Genomic DNA, 16,395 nt, shown 5'->3' on the forward strand with positions numbered 1-16,395 from the left:
TTAGTGAAGTAACTAAAGAATAGGCTATAGGTATTCGTATAACTTAATTCGACTATAGGAGGGGTAACATTGAGTAAATCATTCATTGAACATCTTCATTACATAAGAATTCCAGTTAGAGACTTAGAGCAGTCTGTACAATGGTACAAAAATATATTGGGTTTCAAGTTACTAACGATTACTGAGGATCCATTTGCGATTTTCAAAATTAGTGAGGGACCTCAGTTAATCACACTGGTCCCAACTGAAAATGAAACGTTTATTCATTTTACAATCGACAATAAGTCTGCCTTCAGCCTCGGTTTTGCCAGCCCTGAACTAGAAGCATTTCACCAGCATCTTATAGACCATGGTGTTCAGGTGGAGGACATACAGGAAGATCAGGGCCATGCTTATTTCATTTTTTATGATCTGAATGGTAATAAGCTTCAGGCGCATTGGTGAACTAAGTCTTGTCACTTAAAAGAGTGAACTAATCAAAGCCTAAAAAATATAATCGGGTGTTTTATATTTTTAAGATGAAAGGAAAGGAATTTAATTGTATAAAATCTATTGTACTGACCGCCTTGTCTTAAAACAGCTTGATTCAAATGATGCAGAATTAGTATTAGATTATTACATAAGAAATAAAGTGTTTTTAACAAGGTGGGAAGCAGAAAGAGAAGGTGACTTTTACACGCTAAAGATGCAAAAACTTCTACTGGATCAAGATATTGAATCTTACAAAAGAGGTAGTTCGATAAAATTTTGGATATTTAAAAAAGAGGATGAAGAAAAGGTGATTGGATGTATTTCTTTTCAGAATATCCTTCGAAGTATTATGCAATCTTGTATTCTGGGGTATAAATTGGATGTTTCGGAAACCGGAAAAGGGTATTTGGGTGAGGCGTTGAAGAAGGCGATAGGTGTGATGTTTTCTGAATATGATTTACATAGAATAGAAGCGCCGGTAATGCCTATAAATACTTCATCAATTAACGTCTTAAAGAGACTGGGCTTTGTGAACGAAGGGATAACAAACAAGATGATGAAGGTTAATGGGGCGTGGAAAGACCATATCAGGTGGTCTTTATTGAATCCGGATCATGAGTGACGACTGTTTAAACGAGGTGAGATCAATTAATTTTAGTGACCTAATCGCAAACGGTAATACGGCCAGCATTCATTTAATAGATCATAAGGTATACAAGATATTTAATAAAAACCTTCCCTCAGATGAAGCGATACGGGAAGCAAGAAAGCAGCGCTATGCGTATGCTAGTGGATTACGCGTGCCACAGGTCTTTGATGTTGTTGAGATGAATGGTCAACAATGCATAGTGATGGAGCATATTCAGGGAAGAACGCTTGGAGAGCTTGCTTTTGAAGAGATGAATCAAATGGAATCTTATTTGAGAACTTCAGTCGGGGTGCAACAGCAAATCCATCTGGTGAAAGCAGACTTCATAGATCCGATGCTGTTCAAGTTACAAAGGCAAATTGAATCTGCGGACTTCTTAAATCATATTCAGAAGGAAGCTTTGGTGAAAAGGTTGAGCGATCTATCAGGAGAAAGTCAGCTTTGTCATGGGGATTTTCATTTTTATAATCTGATCAGTTCAAATAATGAAATTGTTATTTTAGATTGGATAGACGCAAGCGCGGGAAATCCGGCTGCAGATGTGTATCGTTCTTACTTGTTGTACACGCAGGTATCAGACCAAATAGCAGAACTTTACCTGAATCTTTACTGTGAAACGAGCAGCATTCCCCGGGATGAAATAATCGAATGGGCTCCTGTGATTGCAGGGGCGAGGCTGTCTGAACATGTCCAGTCTGAAAGTCCTGAACGCTTATTGGAGATCGTAAATAGATTCTGTTGAGTGACAGGGAAGTTTGATTGAATGGGCACCTGATTTTTTGTCACCTGAACATAATTTAAGTCATATTTCAAAGGAGAGCATTACAGTGACAACTATTAAAACTACAGCAAATATACAATTAGCGATCTTAGAGGAAAAGCACAAAGAGGTTCTGGCAGCCTTTCAGCTTCCAAAAGAACAATTACAGTTTACAAGCCTGCCCTTAGAAAAACTGAATAATCCACAAGTTGAAAAGACCGCATGCCATGTTGTGATTCTTCTTGATCATGAGCCTATCGGCTATTTTGTATTAGAAGAAGGAGAAAAATTACAACGTTATTCCAGTAATCCGCATGCGAAATTACTTACATCATTTTCTCTGGATTCAAAACATCAGGGAAAAGGCTATGCAAAGCACGCATTGCAATTACTGCCTCAGTTCGTGAAAATGAATTTCTCAAACATAGACGAAGTTGTTCTTGGTGTAAATAAAAGAAATCAAGGTGCAATAGGACTATACCGCCGGATGGGGTTTCAGGACAATGGAGAAGAGTACCTGGGAACTAAAGGGCCGCAGCATATTTTTTATCTAAAGCTGACATGATGGTTTTGATTTTGAATGGAGGGAAGGGCAAACATGCAGTATAGAGAAATACTAAAGCAGTCATTCATTCTTTTAGGTTACAGTGCGCCGGGGAAATGGGACAAGGAGTCGGTTCATCCTATACCTGAATTATTGATCCAATCCTTTAAAGAGTTCGGCAGTAATCATTCACATATTACAGGCGTCTGCCTTCCCCCGAGAAGTGACCATTATTTCTATACGTGTGGAATAAGTGATTCCTCCCTGTCCTGAAAACGATTCTGAACATTCGAAAGTGTTTCTAGGACAGGGAGTTTTTCCAAAATAATAGACTATATAAAAATAGAGTTCAGGACCTATACACTTTATTTGTGCTTCAGGTTCTGAACTCTATTGATATTTAATTTCTATTTGGCTGTTCTTCCAATATAATTAACAAAAGTTAAAACGAGAACTACAGAAAGTCCTATTAAGAACCAACGCAGAACTATAGGTTCAACAAATGAAATTATAACGGCAAATAAAATACCCATTATTCCAAGAGCTATAACAAGTCTAGTTCCAAAATTCATCAATCCATTCCTCCCTCTTAAAATGTTGTTATACAAACGGTTTGAGCCGTTTATGGGGTGTCAAAAAATTTTTTTTTGACACGTTGATTAACAGTAATTTAAAATGCTGTTTTGATTTTACAGACATGAGATACGCTTCGCGGCTACTACTGTTATGAAATGGTAGTAGTGGGGGTAAATATGCGATGCACAATGGATCTCCGCAATACTTATGATGACGTACCCTCCCATGTCTCCGGGCATCTGTGTGCCAACATTCCTTCGTTCGGTCTAATCATAAGGCGGAGGCCGGCTATGCTCCTTTAGGGACTCATAGTCGAATGGAATGAATGATGCCAGCTTCTCCGTGTCATCCTTTGTTAGGCTGAGTCAGAATGGTTCATTACTCTACAGAAACCTTCAAGACTGGGATATCCTTCATCATAATCGCCTCATCGAACACTCTTTGTTTTGTCGCAATCCCATGTAAAACTCTTAAGAGTTTCCCGCAAGGTACAACGATTGATTGCTTTTTACGCAATGGATTCTCAGGTCGTGTTGTGTAGTAGTCATGTAACGTTTTAAATGCTTGATTGTGCCTAATCATGGGCATCATGACGCGGAATAAAAGGGCACGAAGCTTGCTTCTTCCACGTTTTGAAATCCGTTTTTGACCTTTATGCTGACCGGAAGAATTCTCTTTCAGTGTTAACCCCGCAAGTTTTATTAATTGGCGTGGGTCCTGGTAGTGAGAAAAGCTGCCGATCTCAGCCATTAATTCAGCGATCGTGGCATCACCTAAACCATCTACACTCGCAAGCCACTCATACTCAACTGAGGACTGTGCCATCTCTGTCAGAGAGGCAGTGACAGCTTCTATTTCAATCAGAAGCTGCCGAAAACGGCGAACTAGCGTGGCAATTTCCATACGGGCCATCGCTAAGCCTTCCGTCATCCCAATTGAGTCATTAGCTACCTCTATCAAACGAGCTGCTTTTGGCTTTTGAGGAGAAGATAATCCGTCTACCTTTCGGTAAAGGGTTAGTAGTTCCTCGAGATCTTTGCCCTGAACATCTTGTGGCAAAGGGGTCTGTTCAAGCGCTGCGAGCGCCATCTTCCCGAACGACGGGAAAACCGTTCTGAATTCAGGGAAATAACGATCAAGCCAGCGAATCATCATGTTCTTGACTGACCCAAGTTCTTCAGTCAGACGTCCTTTTAGTGTGGCACCAGTGCGAAGCTCTGCCTCGGCATCCCTCAGAATCCGCGGATAACTGAAACGTCCATCTTTCAATAGCCTCGCAATCACCAATGCATCCTTGCGATCGTGTTTGGTTGGCAGATTGTCATCAAGCTCTTTAGAGAGCTTGACGTGCATCGGATTTGTCATGGCGAGGGGAATCCCTCTGTCAGCGAGAAAGTAAGCGAGATTCAGCCAATAATGACCTGTAGGTTCAATACCAGCCAGCACCTCCGTTTTATCAAACTCTTTCATCGCTTCTAGCACTTTGTGATAAAACCCTTCAAAGCCCTCACGTGACTGGGAGATGGCGAATGGCTTTTTCAACATTCGACCACGATCATCAACAAAGCAGGCATAATGCGTCCGTTTTACGATATCCATTCCAATAACGAGTGTGTTTTCGGTGACTTGATTAATTTTGTGATTTTGTATAAAATCCATGGTGGAGTCCTCCTTGGTAACAAATTAGGGGTCAATTCTTTGTGCATTGACACCCCATATCCTACCAAGAGGGCTCTTTTTTGTTCAAGACCCCGAAAACTCTCCTAACAGGAATGCTCCTTTTTAATTATGGAGTCTGAATATAAGCATATCTTATTTCGCTATTCCATTGTACCCCTGCTACAATTGGTTTTGCATTATAACTACCATACATACCAACGATCCAAGTAGTAACCCCGATTGCTATTGCCCACCCTATACCAGGAATTACAATACCTAAGAAAATAGATCCGGCTGTTACTGTTCCACCAGCTATGTTCCCCACTACAGTTTTACTTAACCAAATTTCAGCACCCCACCATTTAAGATACATTCTGTTATATCCATTATAGTCCCAAGCAGAAGCTATACCAATTTGTCCTTCTGTATAGGCTTGATCTGCTTCGATGTTTAAATCGAAATCATACCCTAGTTCTTCTGCTTGTTTTTGAACTTCTTCGTCACTAATTTCAAAAATAAATGTATCATTATTTATCTTTTTAAGTTTATTATTTGTTTTTAAATATTGATTAGTTTCTTTTAATTTTTCTTTTACCAGAGCTAGGTCCTGTTTTGAGATTTTGTCTTTTAATTCTTTGTGATCAACGATTTTATATGAGTTCCCCTTTAACTCAATATGCTCATTAGTCACTTCAATTAACTCATCTGACAATTCCATAGGCAATTCTTCAGCTGTAGCAGCGCTCATACTTGGTGAAATAGTAAAACTAGTCACCATAAATATTGCTAACAGTGTTAAAAAAATCTTCTTCATTTCTTTTCCTCTTTTCGTGTATGTATTTTGTACCTCTAAACCCTAACATACTTATTGAGAAATTGTTACCATATATGTTTATTAATTGGAAATTAAGTGTGTAGGTAAGTATGCTAAAACCCACTTATGGTGGATGTTTTAACTCATTAAACCCTTTTGAAAAAAATTGAGAAAAACGATTAGAATTAAAAATAACCGTCTTCAATGTTCATATAATCACTATCATTATAATCTGAATTATGAGTCAGATATCACCAATTATGTATGCGTTCGAAACTTCATTTTTCTTTGGGTATGTAAAGAACAAGCAAATAGCACACACCTTATATGTGCTATTTGCTAAATAAAAAATTCACAACCCTGAGAAAGATTTTGAACATTCACTACAAATGTATATTTAGAAGCATAAAATAAATAATTCTTTATGACTTCTGAATTAGTATTAGTTATTTTTAAGTGATACTAGGACACGGAAGATGTTCAAAAAGAGAGCAACCAATGGTTGCTCTCTTTTTATATGTTATTTATAATAATTACTCCCTGTCCTGTTCATAGGTGTTTCTGGAGCAGGAGAGTTTTATCAATTACTCTAAATTACTTACCGCATAGTCAGCTTCTTCTTGCGTAAACTGTTCACCGTATTCAGAAACCAACTGATCGCGAACTGCCTCTACCGACATACTCATATCTTCCTGATAAGTCTTTGCTTTTTGAAGTGCATTTTCATTCCAATCAGCCTGGATATGATCAATTGCATATTGAGCTTCTTCTTCTAAAAATTGTTCGCCGTGTTCTGAGATAAGTTGATCAAAAATTGCAGCTTTAGACATATGCATTGTTTCAGAATAACTTTCAGCTGATTTTAAGGCGTTTTCGTTCCAATCAGCTTCAACGTTATCAATTGCATATTGGGCAGCATCTTCAGGGAATTGCTCACCGTACTCAGATGTCAGTTGGTCAAAAAGACCAGCTTTTGACATGTTCATCGTATCACTGTACATTTGGGCTTTCGTTAAAGCAGACTTGAACTCAGTTGAGACATCATCTTCAACAGCTTCCTCTTCCACTGGTTCTTCAGTTGTTTCTTCAGCTGAAGCTTCCTCAGTCGCTACTTCTTCTACAACCTCTTCAGCGACTTCTTCCGTTTCTTCCGCAACATCCGTTGCCACTTCTTCCGTATCACCAAGGTTTGCAATTGTGCCAATGACGAAAATCACTGCAATTGTAACAAACCACCAGCGTTTGTAGATTGGCTTCTTTACTTTATCTTTTTTAGCCATTATGAATCCCCCTATTAGGTATAATTTGGTTCGCATCCAATTCTACAGCAAATAATGAAAAATAAAAGACTTTATTCCTTATTTTATTCCAATATTTTTACTGATCTTAAAATAATCATTCTAAATGTCGATCTAAAAGCTTTATTGCTAATTTATATTCAAGTAATATAATTCTTTAAAAATATTAATTATACAAATATTAGAATGTCCATATAAAGTCCTACTGAAGTATGTTATTGTAACTGAGTGTTAAAATTAAAATACATAAGTGAGTGGGGGATTTATTACAATATGCAAAAATTTAGTTATCTTTTACTATTATTAACTGCAATGCTTACAATATCAGCTTGTTCTTCTGAAGAAGATACAAGTAATGATTCTGGTGAAGGTGAGGAAAACACAGAAGAACAATCTGTAGAGGTTGATAAAGGGCTGCTTAATGTTGAACTAACACTTCCAGCGTCAATGTTTGAAGGCGAAGATATCGATCAGGTAATCGCTGATGCAAAAGAAGATGGTGCAAAAGATGTAACGAAAAATGATGACGGTTCTTTAACCTATAAAATGTCTAAATCAGATCATAAGGAAATGATGCAGGAAATCGAAACGGGTTTAGAAGAATCACTTAATGACATTGTTGAAGGTGAGGATTTCGTTTCTATTAAAGATATTTCTCACAATGATTCTTTTGAAGAATTTACTGTCACAGTAGAAAAAGAGACTTACGAAAATAGTTTTGATGGGTTTGGTATTTTAACTTTAGGAATGTCCGGCATGATTTATCAGGTGTATGACGGGGAGGATATGGACTCAGCAAAAGTCACAGTTTCTATTGTAGACGAGGCCACTGGAGAAGAATTTGATACCTACGTTTATCCTGATGATATGGAAGGCATGGAAGACCTAGAGGACATTGAAGATACTGAGGGTGAATAACAGTATCTTTAGATTGCATTATAATGAACAAGTTAAAACGTTAAAGCGATGAGAAAGAACCTCATCGCTTTTTTTCTGCATCATTACTCTCCAAAAGAAGGCGCAAATCCAAACCTGATTGAGTGAAACAACAGAACATAGACTGCACTAATTGCCAAAACACTAATTGGAATGAACCTCGGCCATCCACTCTCCTTATTTAAACTCCAGGCACCAAATATGAGACCGAGTGTAGCTGTGACAGGAGTAAATTGAATAATTACAACAATAGCGCCCAGTCCGTTACTTTCAATCACCATAGCGGTTAACAGGATAAATTAAGTGATCAGTAGTAACAACACAACAAAGGATATTTTTCCGGGTAGAGAAACAAGCATCACGTCATTCCTTCCATCATTAGTTGTATGTCCTGATTTTTGAATTCCTCCCTGTCCTGAAAACGATTCTGAACATTCGAAAGTGTGTTTAGGACAGGGAGCTTTTCGCTACAAATTGATTGATGGAAAAATGAAACACTATATATATTTAAAGCAGGACTCCACCACATGTGGAAGTCCTGCTTTTTAAAATATGATATGAACTCTGAGTCAGAGTTAACAGTGTGTCTATTCTTTAACCTATATCTTATCTGGTATATGTGATAAAATAAATTAACAAATATGTTAAGTTATCAGAAGTGTTGCTTTTGAATATACTGATAAAGAGAACTAGAATCATGGACTTTAATAAAGATGGTCTTCTGCCACCAGAGGATTATAAATTGACCTTAAATGAGCTGAGAAGTTCAATTCTTGTTCGAGGACCGCAAAATGACCTGCCATGGGATGTAAAGTGGAGATTGTATTTAGTTGATAATTTAGAAGCATTGGTTCAGCAATTATGGGATGTAGGCATAGAAAATATTTATATTGATGGATCTTTTGTTGAAGAAAAAGCTCATCCTAATGATATTGATGGATATTTTGAATGTGATTTAAAGGAATTAGCGTCAGGTGAACTGGAAAGAAAACTAAATGCACTGGATCCTTATAAGATTTGGACATGGGACAGCAGCAGTCGCAAGTCATACAAGGGCTTCACTAAAAAGCAGTTACCTATGTGGCATAAATATCGAGTTGAATTGTACCCGCATTTTGGTCAGCCTTCAGGTATTTTAGATGAATACGGTAACCAGCAGCAATTTCCTGCGGCTTTCAGAAAGACAAGGGATTCTTTTCTTCCAAAAGGGATTGTAAAAATTATAGATTAAAGGTGGTGCGCAGTATGATTAAAACTGAATCAGCTTACAAAAAGGCATTAGAGAAACTTCAGGAAGATAAAGACTTTATTCAGAAACAAAGAAAAGTGCTAGCAGACATGGACCTGACAAAAGAGCAGGTGGAGAAAGCGCTGCAGCCAGCGATCACTTTTCATGAACAATTGAAAGAAGAAGTCATCTATTATGAACGGATCAAAAGAGGAGAGTTTGAGCCGATTATCAATTTTCATAACTTAGGGAAATCTTTAATTGCCTATCGTATCTATCTCGGTTTGAGTCAACAGGAGCTTGCAGAGCGTTTAGATGTCTCTGCTTCGCAAATTTCCAGAGATGAACGAAATGAGTACTATGGAGCAACCCTGGAAAGGCTTCAACAGGTGATGGAAGCGATGCAAATGATCGCTAAAACGGAGATTCAGTCAGAGAATTTGTTGATGGCGTAGAATAAAAAGGCTCTGATCAGCTTTAATTGATCAGAGTCTTTTTTATTTACTATTAAAACAACCGACCCTCCAAAGCCGCAGCATACCTCTCCGCCGACCGCTGTACAGCAATATCCGCCTGCCCGGAGACTTCTCTGTGAAATGCATTATACAATTCACTAAACTTCAAAGGCTTCAGTTTTAGAGCAATATTTCTTACTGTTTCTGCCGGCAGCGGAATCATATTAGGGTAACTGTACATAAAGCTGACCCACTGACGATCTGCAGCGACTTGAATGATATCACCCGTTAGCAGAACAGCCTCGCCGTCAGACTTTACCCAATGCAAAACAGAGCCTCCATCAAAATGTCCGCCGAGTCTATAAAGTGTCAATCCTTCTGATAGCTCAAGCGATTCACCGCTCCAGTAAATGATGCGATCGCTTGACTGCTGCACCCATTCTTGGTCATCTTCATGTATGTAGATAGGACAATTAAACGCTTCAGCCCACTCAACCTGAGTTGTGTAGTAGTGAGGATGTGAGAGCGCAATTGCGTCAAGTCCGCCTTCTTCATTTAAAAGGGTGATGGTCTGATCATCTATGTACACCATACAATCCCATAAAAGTCTGAATCCCTGTTCTTCTACTATGTATACCGTTTGTCCAATTCCGAATTCAGGACTTGTTGTGACACTCTTCAGGCCTTTTTGCTCCTCAACAAAGTGATTTGAGTATGTGCCAGACTGTTGCATCTTCTCCAAAGTCGTCCACTGCTGCCCGGCAGGAGGGACGTATTGTCTTTCTTCCTCACAAATGACACATTCTTCTGGTGGATGTGAAGATGCAGGGTATTGTGTGCCGCAGGTGATACAGATGTATTTCTCCATTGTTAATAACCTCCAAATTTCTTCATGTCTAATCCATTATATGGGTTTTTGGTTAAGAATATAATGTAAGATAAGGGTAGGATTTACTTTTTACATAAATCAATTATCTGCTGGTATGAAATGTGCCAGTTAGAGTAAAGGGTACTTAAACGCAATACCTGAGTTTCTCTAAATGAAAGATTTCTGTACTGTATGATTTAATGAAAAATTGTTTTCTCTCATAACGAAAAAGGGGTGTAGACATGAAGCAGCATATTCAAATGATAATGGGACACATTGGTTATTTCCTAATTGGATATATGGCTTTGAGAGCTTTATTGATTCAAAATGACAAGATAGGATTTGCAATATTATTTATCGGTGTTAGTTTATTGATAAACTATGTTGATTCTTTTGAGAAAAAACAAGGCACTCCTAAATATAGTGCTCACATTAAAATTACGTTAAGTCTGGTTTTTATTCTTTCAACTTTAACGATGGTTTACTAAACGAAATACAATACAATGCAATACTCCCGGCACGCTTTATTAAGATTAATCTTGTTGAACTTACGGGTGCATTAATATAGTAAGATTAACCGCCTTTTTTGTTGAACTTCGTATTAAACAAAATCAGTAGATCAGGGGGATTCTTTATTATGGAAAATCATTCTTTTCGCAAATTTCTTGAATTTTATTTAGAGGTTTGGAGAAATTCATCATTAACAGACTTGAAAAATATAATTTCCAAGGATTATAAAGCAAGAGAGATTTCAGGTGGCGAATTAGTAAACTTTGGTTATGAAGAGTCGATAACTGGTTGGGAACAGGGCTTTAATTTCTCAAAAGAAAAAGAAAATAAATGGGACGTAAATGAAGTTTCGATCATTCCTTTACGAGAAGGTGAAGTTATGGCTATCCTGTCTGCTACTTTAATGATTGGTGGGAAGCAGTTAGATCATGTCAGCTTATTTTTTCAAACGTGTAAAAAGAAAGAAAACGATGATTGGAAGTTGATAAGAAGTTACATAGAAACAGGAGTTGCTAATGAAAACATTAAAAAAATACAATTCAACTAACGGGTGCGTTTGTTCAATATGAGCAGCTGCTTTCTTTCTATTTAATAAACTTATTTAACTTAACGAAATTGTGTGGGAATTGTAGCTTACACAGGGAACATATTAATACAATGATTAACGTCATTTTTTTAGGGTTGGTTGCAACCGCTCAAATCATTTTTTACAACATCAATTTATAAAAAACAGGATGCTCATGATAGCTGAGCATTCTGTTTTTATTACATACTTTTATCTATCTTTTTCTTTCTTCTGCCGACCTCCTGATTAGCGGACCGGAAGAAGGAATATCCCATTAATAATATGACAACTGAAAATGGAAACGCTGCAATAATCAATACATTCTGCAGACCTTGTGTGCCGCCAAAGTAGACAATAATAGCAGCCATTGAAGAAAGTGAAAGTCCCCAGAGAATCTTAACAGGGCCTTCCGGATTCATGGAGCCGGATGTAGATAACATCCCGAGTACAAATGTAGCAGAATCCGCTGATGTAATGAAAAAGATTGCAATGACCACGATTGTCAGTAATGACATGAGTGTGCCAAGTGGATAATGCTGCAGTGTTGCAAATGTAGCCGTTTCAATTGGGAATGACGAAATCTTTTCGATTCCAAGCTGTTCCAGATTGATTGCTGAGACACCAAACACTGAGAAAAAGATAAAGCAAACGATTGCAGGTACAAATAGTACACCAAGCATGAACTCTTTCACAGTACGGCCTTTTGAAATTCTGGCAATGAAAATACCAACAAACGGTGACCAGGAAATCCACCAGGCCCAGTAGAATATCGTCCAGGCTTTAATCCAGGATTGATTTTCTTCATTAAGAGGTGCAACTCTTAAGCTCATATCAAAAAAGTTTGCAATATAACCTCCAAGAGAATCTGTAAACATATTGAATATGTATAACGTTGGACCGACAATCAATAAAATGATCATTAATAAAAACCCAAGAAGCATGTTTATGTTACTGAGATATTTGATTCCTCTACTGACACCAGACCATGCTGAGAAAATAAATAAAGCTGTAGAAATCGCTAAAATGATTAATTGAACTGTAAAATTACTTGGTGTATTAAATAAAAATGCCAGTCCCTCATTGATTTGAGCGGATCCAAACCCAAGTGTTGCAGCGACGCCGACAACTGTTGCTACAACTGCAAGCGTATCAATAATCGTTCCGGGCATACCGTTCATTCTTTTTTCTCCAAAGACAGGTATGAGTGTGGCACTGATCAGTCCGGGATATCCTTTGTGAAACTTGAAATAAGCAAGTACAAGCGCGACGATCGCATAGACAGCCCATGCGTGAACACCCCAGTGGAAAAACGAAAATTGAAGCGCTTCTTTGATTGCCTGACTGCTGCCTTCTTCAGAAATCGGACTTGAAGTAAAAGCGTGAGAGATCGGTTCAGCTGTAGTCCAGAACACAAGTCCCATCCCCATCCCCGCACTAAACAGCATCGCAAACCATGTAGAAAGCTTAAATTCAGGCTGATCATCAGACTTCCCTAATTTAATATTTCCAAACCGTGAAAATATTAAATACACACAAAAAATCAGCATGATCATAACAATTAATAAGTAATACCATCCAAACCAATTAGATAAAAATCCTGTTACTTCTGCTGTTATTGTTTGAAGATTCACCGGTGCGAGTACACCCCATAATACAACAATCAGACACACGCCTAATCCATACCAAAAAACTGTTGAAACACTTCTCATAAATTCACCTCTTATTAAATTTCTATAGCCATGATTGGCACAATATCATGGTTATAGACCAATGATACTATTACATACCCTAATGACCAGTTGCAAATCCTATATAAACTATACCCAAAGGACATATCTATATACCAAAGTAAGATATACATTCTCTTAGAACGATTTTGAATGTCCGATATTATTTTATATTTTAAAGTGTAAAATGAATGATTTTATATAACTTATGAATTTCAATTAATTTGTAGTAGTTGTTCATAAGAATCATCCGTTCAAAATAGATTATTTCCTACAATTTATGATTAATAAACTTACTATAATTAGGAGAGTGATATAGATATTGTGAATTCCTCCCTGTCCTGAAAATGATTCTGAACATTCGAAAGTGTGTCTAGGACAGGGAGTTTTTCATGTACTGTATTTTTTAATCAATAATTGTTTTCTCTTATAGCGACAAAGGGGTGTAGATATGAAGCAGGATATTCAAATGGTAATGGGATACATTGGTTATTTTCTAATAGGATATATGGCTTTGAGAGCTTTATTGCTTCAAAATGACAAGATAGGATTTGCTTTACTATTTATCGGTATGAGTTTACTTATAAGCTATGTTCATTCTTTTGAGAAACAACAAGGTACCCTAAATATAGTGCTCACATTAAATTTACTTTAAGTCTGATTTTTATCTTTTCAACATTAACGATGGTTTACTAAAGAGCTTCTGACATTTTATAAAAAATGAAATGGGTATCTGATTGAGAAGTAACTATTTGGAGGTATCAAATGCACTCACCACCAAAACATATCATCGCAGTCTCAGCGAATGTGGTAAATGATCAGGGACAAACACTGCTGGTAAAAACTCATTTAAGACCTGACACCTGGGAAACTCCCGGAGGACAGGTGGAGCCTGGTGAACCACTTGATCAAGCATTAAGTAGAGAGGTCCTGGAAGAAACGGGACTGGTGATTTCGCCAGCTGGCATTACGGGTGTTTATTATAATGTTACAAAGCACTTACTTGCTGTTGTCTTCAAAGCAAAATATATAAGTGGAGATATTAAAATACAGCCCGAAGAAATTAAAGAAGCCAAGTTTGTTGAACTTACTGAGGAAAACATCGGTCAGTATATCACCCGGCCAAATATGCAATCAAGAACGTTAGATTGTATGAAAGCTGAAAACGTTGTGCCTTATGAAACGTGGGAGGTTACTCCTTATAATTTGTTAGGCAGACTATCTTAGTTCTATATAATGAAACTGAAATTGGAAGGTGAATGAATGTTTATAGTAAATGTAGAGGCAGCGATTTATAAAGATAATAGATGGCTGATGATCCGACGCAGTGAGAAGGAAGAGCATGCAGGTGGCGGGCTTGCTTTTGTTGGAGGTCAGGTGGATCAGGAGGGTTTTTCTTATGATATTCTGGAGCGAAGTCTTGAACGGGAGGTTTTTGAAGAGATTGGGATCAAAGTTGAGGTCGGGGAGTATATGAACAGTTCCTCTTTTGTTACTGATTCCGGAAAGCACGTTGTGGATATTGTCTTTCTGTGCAGATATGTAAGTGGCGAAGCTTATGCGAAAAGCAAGGATGAAGTGGACGATATTTACTGGTACACGCAGGAAGAACTGCACGGACAGCGGGAATTACCGGATTTTTTGAAGAGGAATCTTGAGATGGCTTTTGTGAAGGCAGCCGCTGTTAAGCTGTAAGTCTATGTTGAAAACAATGCTCACACATTTTTGTTACTACATAATTCCGCTAATTTGTGTTGAACTGTAATTAAACAGGTAACGTTCGAATTTCAGGAGGGGAAGCGATGAATAAGATAAGTAGCTCGACACTTATAATCACCAAAAATGAAAAAATTAATTACATAAAAGCATTAGAGAACAAATTCAATACACCTGCTACGGTGATATCTCATGAATAACAACCGAATCCTCATCGCAGGCGTATCTAGCGGCGTTGGCAAAACCAGCATCACACTCGGACTAATGGCAGCTTTCATGAAAAAGGGGCTGACTGTTCAGGGGTACAAATGCGGTCCTGACTACATAGATCCCGCTTATCACACTGCGATCACGAATCGTTCTTCCCGGAACCTGGATAGCTGGATGCTCAAAGAAGATGTGATGAAGGAAATCTTCGTCAAAGGAAGTGAAGGTGCGGATATTTCGATCATTGAAGGTATGATGGGGCTTTATGACGGCGAGTCACCAACTTCTAATCGGGGATCTGCTGCAGAAATCAGTTCTTTACTTAAATGCCCTGTCATTCTGGTCGTTGATTGTTCAGCCATGGCCAGGAGTGCAGCTGCGGTTGTTAAAGGGTTTCAGCATTTAGATCCGGATGTGAACATCGCTGGTGTCATTGCCAACAGAGTGGGAAGCGAAGGTCACTTCAAGCTGATCAAAGAAGCGGTGGAGCAGGAGTGCGGTATTCCGGTCTGCGGTTATCTGACTGAAAATGAACAGATTCATATGCCGGAAAGGCACCTTGGTCTAGTCCCGTCAATTGAACGCGGTGAACTGAATGAACAGCTTGAAAGGTTAGGGGAGGCAGTTGCAGACACAGTTGATCTTGACCAGATTCATCAAATGAGCAAACAGCCACCTGTGACAACTGAGAGCTCATTGTTCAAACAATGGAGTTCCATAAACGTTAAAGTAGCGGTTGCCTATGATCAGGCGTTTAATTTCTATTATCAGGAGAACCTTGAATTGATTGAATCATATGGCGCTGAAGTCATTTACTTTTCTCCATTAAAAGGTGAGTTACTTCCACCTGAAGCAAATGGGCTTTATATAGGTGGCGGTTTTCCGGAACAGTTTTTAAAAGAACTGGCAGATCATAATGAAGTAAAACAGTCGATAAAAGACGCAGTTGAAAATGGCCTCCCGGTTTTGGCGGAATGCGGCGGGTTAATGTATTTGTCTGCATCGATCACGAATATTGAAGGCGAAACATATTCAATGGTCGGAGTGCTGCCAGGTAAAACGAAGATGCAGTTTAATATTGCTGCGATCGGCTACCGTGAAATTACAGGTGCACCAGGTAATAAGTTTTTTATGGAAGAAACGAAAATACGCGGGCATGAATTCCACTATTCGACCTTTAAGCCTCACGAAGAACTTCCAGCTGCTTACCATGTGAGCAGCAGTTTTGGTTCAGGAGAAGAGGGATACTTATATAAAAATGTAGTGGCCGGATATACACATATTCATTTTGCATCTAATCCTGAAGTGCTTAAGAATTTTTTGGGAGAATGTAAATGAAAACAATGATCTGAGTTTTCCCCTTTCTTCTACTGCACCTGACGACAGGATTTCTGATTCATTCTATCGAATAT

The 16,395-nt window shown here is 38.2% G+C and carries 19 protein-coding genes; 13 read left to right on the top strand and 6 right to left on the bottom strand.

Annotated features, from left to right (window positions below; all coding sequences use genetic code 11):
- The first annotated feature begins 69 nt into the window (after window positions 1-69).
- The 4 genes from LG330_RS04960 to LG330_RS04975 all read left to right on the top strand — a co-directional run bounded on the left by LG330_RS04960 (window position 70) and on the right by LG330_RS04975 (window position 2,445).
- Window positions 70-444, top strand: coding sequence for a VOC family protein (locus LG330_RS04960; protein WP_404407901.1), 375 nt, complete (start codon window positions 70-72; stop codon window positions 442-444).
- A gap of 94 nt (window positions 445-538) precedes the next feature.
- Window positions 539-1,093: a GNAT family N-acetyltransferase gene (locus LG330_RS04965; protein WP_404407903.1), complete on the top strand. Its 555-nt coding sequence runs from the start codon at window positions 539-541 to the stop codon at window positions 1,091-1,093.
- Window positions 1,086-1,862, top strand: coding sequence for a phosphotransferase family protein (locus LG330_RS04970; RefSeq protein ID WP_404407905.1), 777 nt, complete (start codon window positions 1,086-1,088; stop codon window positions 1,860-1,862). Before LG330_RS04965 ends, LG330_RS04970 begins: the two co-directional genes overlap by 8 nt.
- A gap of 85 nt (window positions 1,863-1,947) precedes the next feature.
- Entirely contained in the window at window positions 1,948-2,445 is a 498-nt protein-coding gene (locus tag LG330_RS04975) for a GNAT family N-acetyltransferase (RefSeq protein ID WP_404407907.1), read from the top strand.
- Window positions 2,446-2,831: 386 nt separating this feature from the next.
- On the opposite strand, the gene LG330_RS04980 is transcribed toward LG330_RS04975, so the two are convergent.
- From LG330_RS04980 to LG330_RS04995, 4 genes are all read right to left on the bottom strand, one after another.
- Complete coding sequence (locus LG330_RS04980; protein ID WP_404407909.1) at window positions 2,832-2,996, bottom strand: hypothetical protein; 165 nt, start codon at window positions 2,994-2,996, stop codon at window positions 2,832-2,834.
- A gap of 382 nt (window positions 2,997-3,378) precedes the next feature.
- Entirely contained in the window at window positions 3,379-4,659 is a 1,281-nt protein-coding gene (locus LG330_RS04985; RefSeq protein WP_404407911.1) for an IS110 family transposase, read from the bottom strand.
- Between the two features lie 127 nt (window positions 4,660-4,786).
- Window positions 4,787-5,473 (bottom strand): hypothetical protein, encoded by a 687-nt coding sequence (locus LG330_RS04990; protein WP_404407913.1) that lies wholly within the window; start codon window positions 5,471-5,473, stop codon window positions 4,787-4,789.
- 584 nt (window positions 5,474-6,057) lie between these two features.
- On the bottom strand, window positions 6,058-6,753 hold the full coding sequence (locus LG330_RS04995; protein ID WP_404407915.1) for an Ltp family lipoprotein: 696 nt from the start codon (window positions 6,751-6,753) through the stop codon (window positions 6,058-6,060).
- 291 nt (window positions 6,754-7,044) lie between these two features.
- Between LG330_RS04995 and LG330_RS05000 the strand changes: the two genes are divergently transcribed.
- The 3 genes from LG330_RS05000 (at window position 7,045) to LG330_RS05010 (ending at window position 9,390) form a co-directional block, all read left to right on the top strand.
- Complete coding sequence (locus LG330_RS05000; protein WP_404407917.1) at window positions 7,045-7,689, top strand: hypothetical protein; 645 nt, start codon at window positions 7,045-7,047, stop codon at window positions 7,687-7,689.
- 715 nt (window positions 7,690-8,404) lie between these two features.
- Entirely contained in the window at window positions 8,405-8,938 is a 534-nt protein-coding gene (locus tag LG330_RS05005) for a DUF6932 family protein (protein WP_404407919.1), read from the top strand.
- A 14-nt stretch (window positions 8,939-8,952) separates the two neighbouring features.
- Window positions 8,953-9,390, top strand: a complete 438-nt coding sequence (locus tag LG330_RS05010; protein ID WP_404407921.1) for a helix-turn-helix domain-containing protein — start codon at window positions 8,953-8,955, stop codon at window positions 9,388-9,390.
- Between the two features lie 52 nt (window positions 9,391-9,442).
- On the opposite strand, the gene LG330_RS05015 is transcribed toward LG330_RS05010, so the two are convergent.
- Window positions 9,443-10,258, bottom strand: coding sequence for a hypothetical protein (locus tag LG330_RS05015; RefSeq protein WP_404407923.1), 816 nt, complete (start codon window positions 10,256-10,258; stop codon window positions 9,443-9,445).
- Window positions 10,259-10,500: 242 nt separating this feature from the next.
- On the opposite strand from LG330_RS05015, the gene LG330_RS05020 reads away from it, so the two are divergent.
- Window positions 10,501-10,746, top strand: a complete 246-nt coding sequence (locus LG330_RS05020) for a hypothetical protein (protein WP_404407925.1) — start codon at window positions 10,501-10,503, stop codon at window positions 10,744-10,746.
- 149 nt (window positions 10,747-10,895) lie between these two features.
- Complete coding sequence (locus tag LG330_RS05025; protein ID WP_404407927.1) at window positions 10,896-11,315, top strand: flavoprotein; 420 nt, start codon at window positions 10,896-10,898, stop codon at window positions 11,313-11,315.
- A 218-nt stretch (window positions 11,316-11,533) separates the two neighbouring features.
- On the opposite strand, the gene LG330_RS05030 is transcribed toward LG330_RS05025, so the two are convergent.
- On the bottom strand, window positions 11,534-13,042 hold the full coding sequence (locus LG330_RS05030) for a BCCT family transporter (protein WP_039807507.1): 1,509 nt from the start codon (window positions 13,040-13,042) through the stop codon (window positions 11,534-11,536).
- Between the two features lie 469 nt (window positions 13,043-13,511).
- On the opposite strand from LG330_RS05030, the gene LG330_RS05035 reads away from it, so the two are divergent.
- From LG330_RS05035 to LG330_RS05050, 4 genes are all read left to right on the top strand, one after another.
- Window positions 13,512-13,715 (top strand): hypothetical protein, encoded by a 204-nt coding sequence (locus LG330_RS05035; protein ID WP_404407929.1) that lies wholly within the window; start codon window positions 13,512-13,514, stop codon window positions 13,713-13,715.
- Window positions 13,716-13,825: 110 nt separating this feature from the next.
- A complete protein-coding gene (locus tag LG330_RS05040; protein ID WP_404407931.1) occupies window positions 13,826-14,287 on the top strand; it encodes an NUDIX hydrolase in 462 nt (153 codons plus the stop codon).
- A 36-nt stretch (window positions 14,288-14,323) separates the two neighbouring features.
- On the top strand, window positions 14,324-14,755 hold the full coding sequence (locus tag LG330_RS05045) for an NUDIX domain-containing protein (RefSeq protein ID WP_404407932.1): 432 nt from the start codon (window positions 14,324-14,326) through the stop codon (window positions 14,753-14,755).
- Window positions 14,756-14,968: 213 nt separating this feature from the next.
- Complete coding sequence (locus LG330_RS05050) at window positions 14,969-16,321, top strand: cobyrinate a,c-diamide synthase (RefSeq protein ID WP_404407934.1); 1,353 nt, start codon at window positions 14,969-14,971, stop codon at window positions 16,319-16,321.
- The last annotated feature ends 74 nt before the right edge of the window (window positions 16,322-16,395 follow it).

It is taken from the genome of Jeotgalibacillus malaysiensis (assembly GCF_044789845.1).
GTDB classification, from domain to species: domain Bacteria; phylum Bacillota; class Bacilli; order Bacillales; family Jeotgalibacillaceae; genus Jeotgalibacillus; species Jeotgalibacillus malaysiensis_A.

What these genes read in the sequence shown, in the direction of transcription:
- LG330_RS05035 (WP_404407929.1), top strand. Translation starts at nt 13,512, where the DNA reads ATGAAGCAGGATATTCAAATGGTAATGGGATACATTGGTTATTTTCTA.
- LG330_RS04995 (WP_404407915.1), bottom strand. Translation starts at nt 6,753, where the DNA reads ATGGCTAAAAAAGATAAAGTAAAGAAGCCAATCTACAAACGCTGGTGG.
- LG330_RS04970 (WP_404407905.1), top strand. Translation starts at nt 1,086, where the DNA reads ATGAGTGACGACTGTTTAAACGAGGTGAGATCAATTAATTTTAGTGAC.
- LG330_RS04990 (WP_404407913.1), bottom strand. Translation starts at nt 5,473, where the DNA reads ATGAAGAAGATTTTTTTAACACTGTTAGCAATATTTATGGTGACTAGT.
- LG330_RS05025 (WP_404407927.1), top strand. Translation starts at nt 10,896, where the DNA reads ATGGAAAATCATTCTTTTCGCAAATTTCTTGAATTTTATTTAGAGGTT.
- LG330_RS05005 (WP_404407919.1), top strand. Translation starts at nt 8,405, where the DNA reads ATGGACTTTAATAAAGATGGTCTTCTGCCACCAGAGGATTATAAATTG.
- LG330_RS05050 (WP_404407934.1), top strand. Translation starts at nt 14,969, where the DNA reads ATGAATAACAACCGAATCCTCATCGCAGGCGTATCTAGCGGCGTTGGC.
- LG330_RS05045 (WP_404407932.1), top strand. Translation starts at nt 14,324, where the DNA reads ATGTTTATAGTAAATGTAGAGGCAGCGATTTATAAAGATAATAGATGG.
- LG330_RS05000 (WP_404407917.1), top strand. Translation starts at nt 7,045, where the DNA reads ATGCAAAAATTTAGTTATCTTTTACTATTATTAACTGCAATGCTTACA.
- LG330_RS04985 (WP_404407911.1), bottom strand. Translation starts at nt 4,659, where the DNA reads ATGGATTTTATACAAAATCACAAAATTAATCAAGTCACCGAAAACACA.
- LG330_RS05040 (WP_404407931.1), top strand. Translation starts at nt 13,826, where the DNA reads ATGCACTCACCACCAAAACATATCATCGCAGTCTCAGCGAATGTGGTA.
- LG330_RS05015 (WP_404407923.1), bottom strand. Translation starts at nt 10,258, where the DNA reads ATGGAGAAATACATCTGTATCACCTGCGGCACACAATACCCTGCATCT.
- LG330_RS05020 (WP_404407925.1), top strand. Translation starts at nt 10,501, where the DNA reads ATGAAGCAGCATATTCAAATGATAATGGGACACATTGGTTATTTCCTA.
- LG330_RS05030 (WP_039807507.1), bottom strand. Translation starts at nt 13,042, where the DNA reads ATGAGAAGTGTTTCAACAGTTTTTTGGTATGGATTAGGCGTGTGTCTG.
- LG330_RS04980 (WP_404407909.1), bottom strand. Translation starts at nt 2,996, where the DNA reads ATGAATTTTGGAACTAGACTTGTTATAGCTCTTGGAATAATGGGTATT.
- LG330_RS05010 (WP_404407921.1), top strand. Translation starts at nt 8,953, where the DNA reads ATGATTAAAACTGAATCAGCTTACAAAAAGGCATTAGAGAAACTTCAG.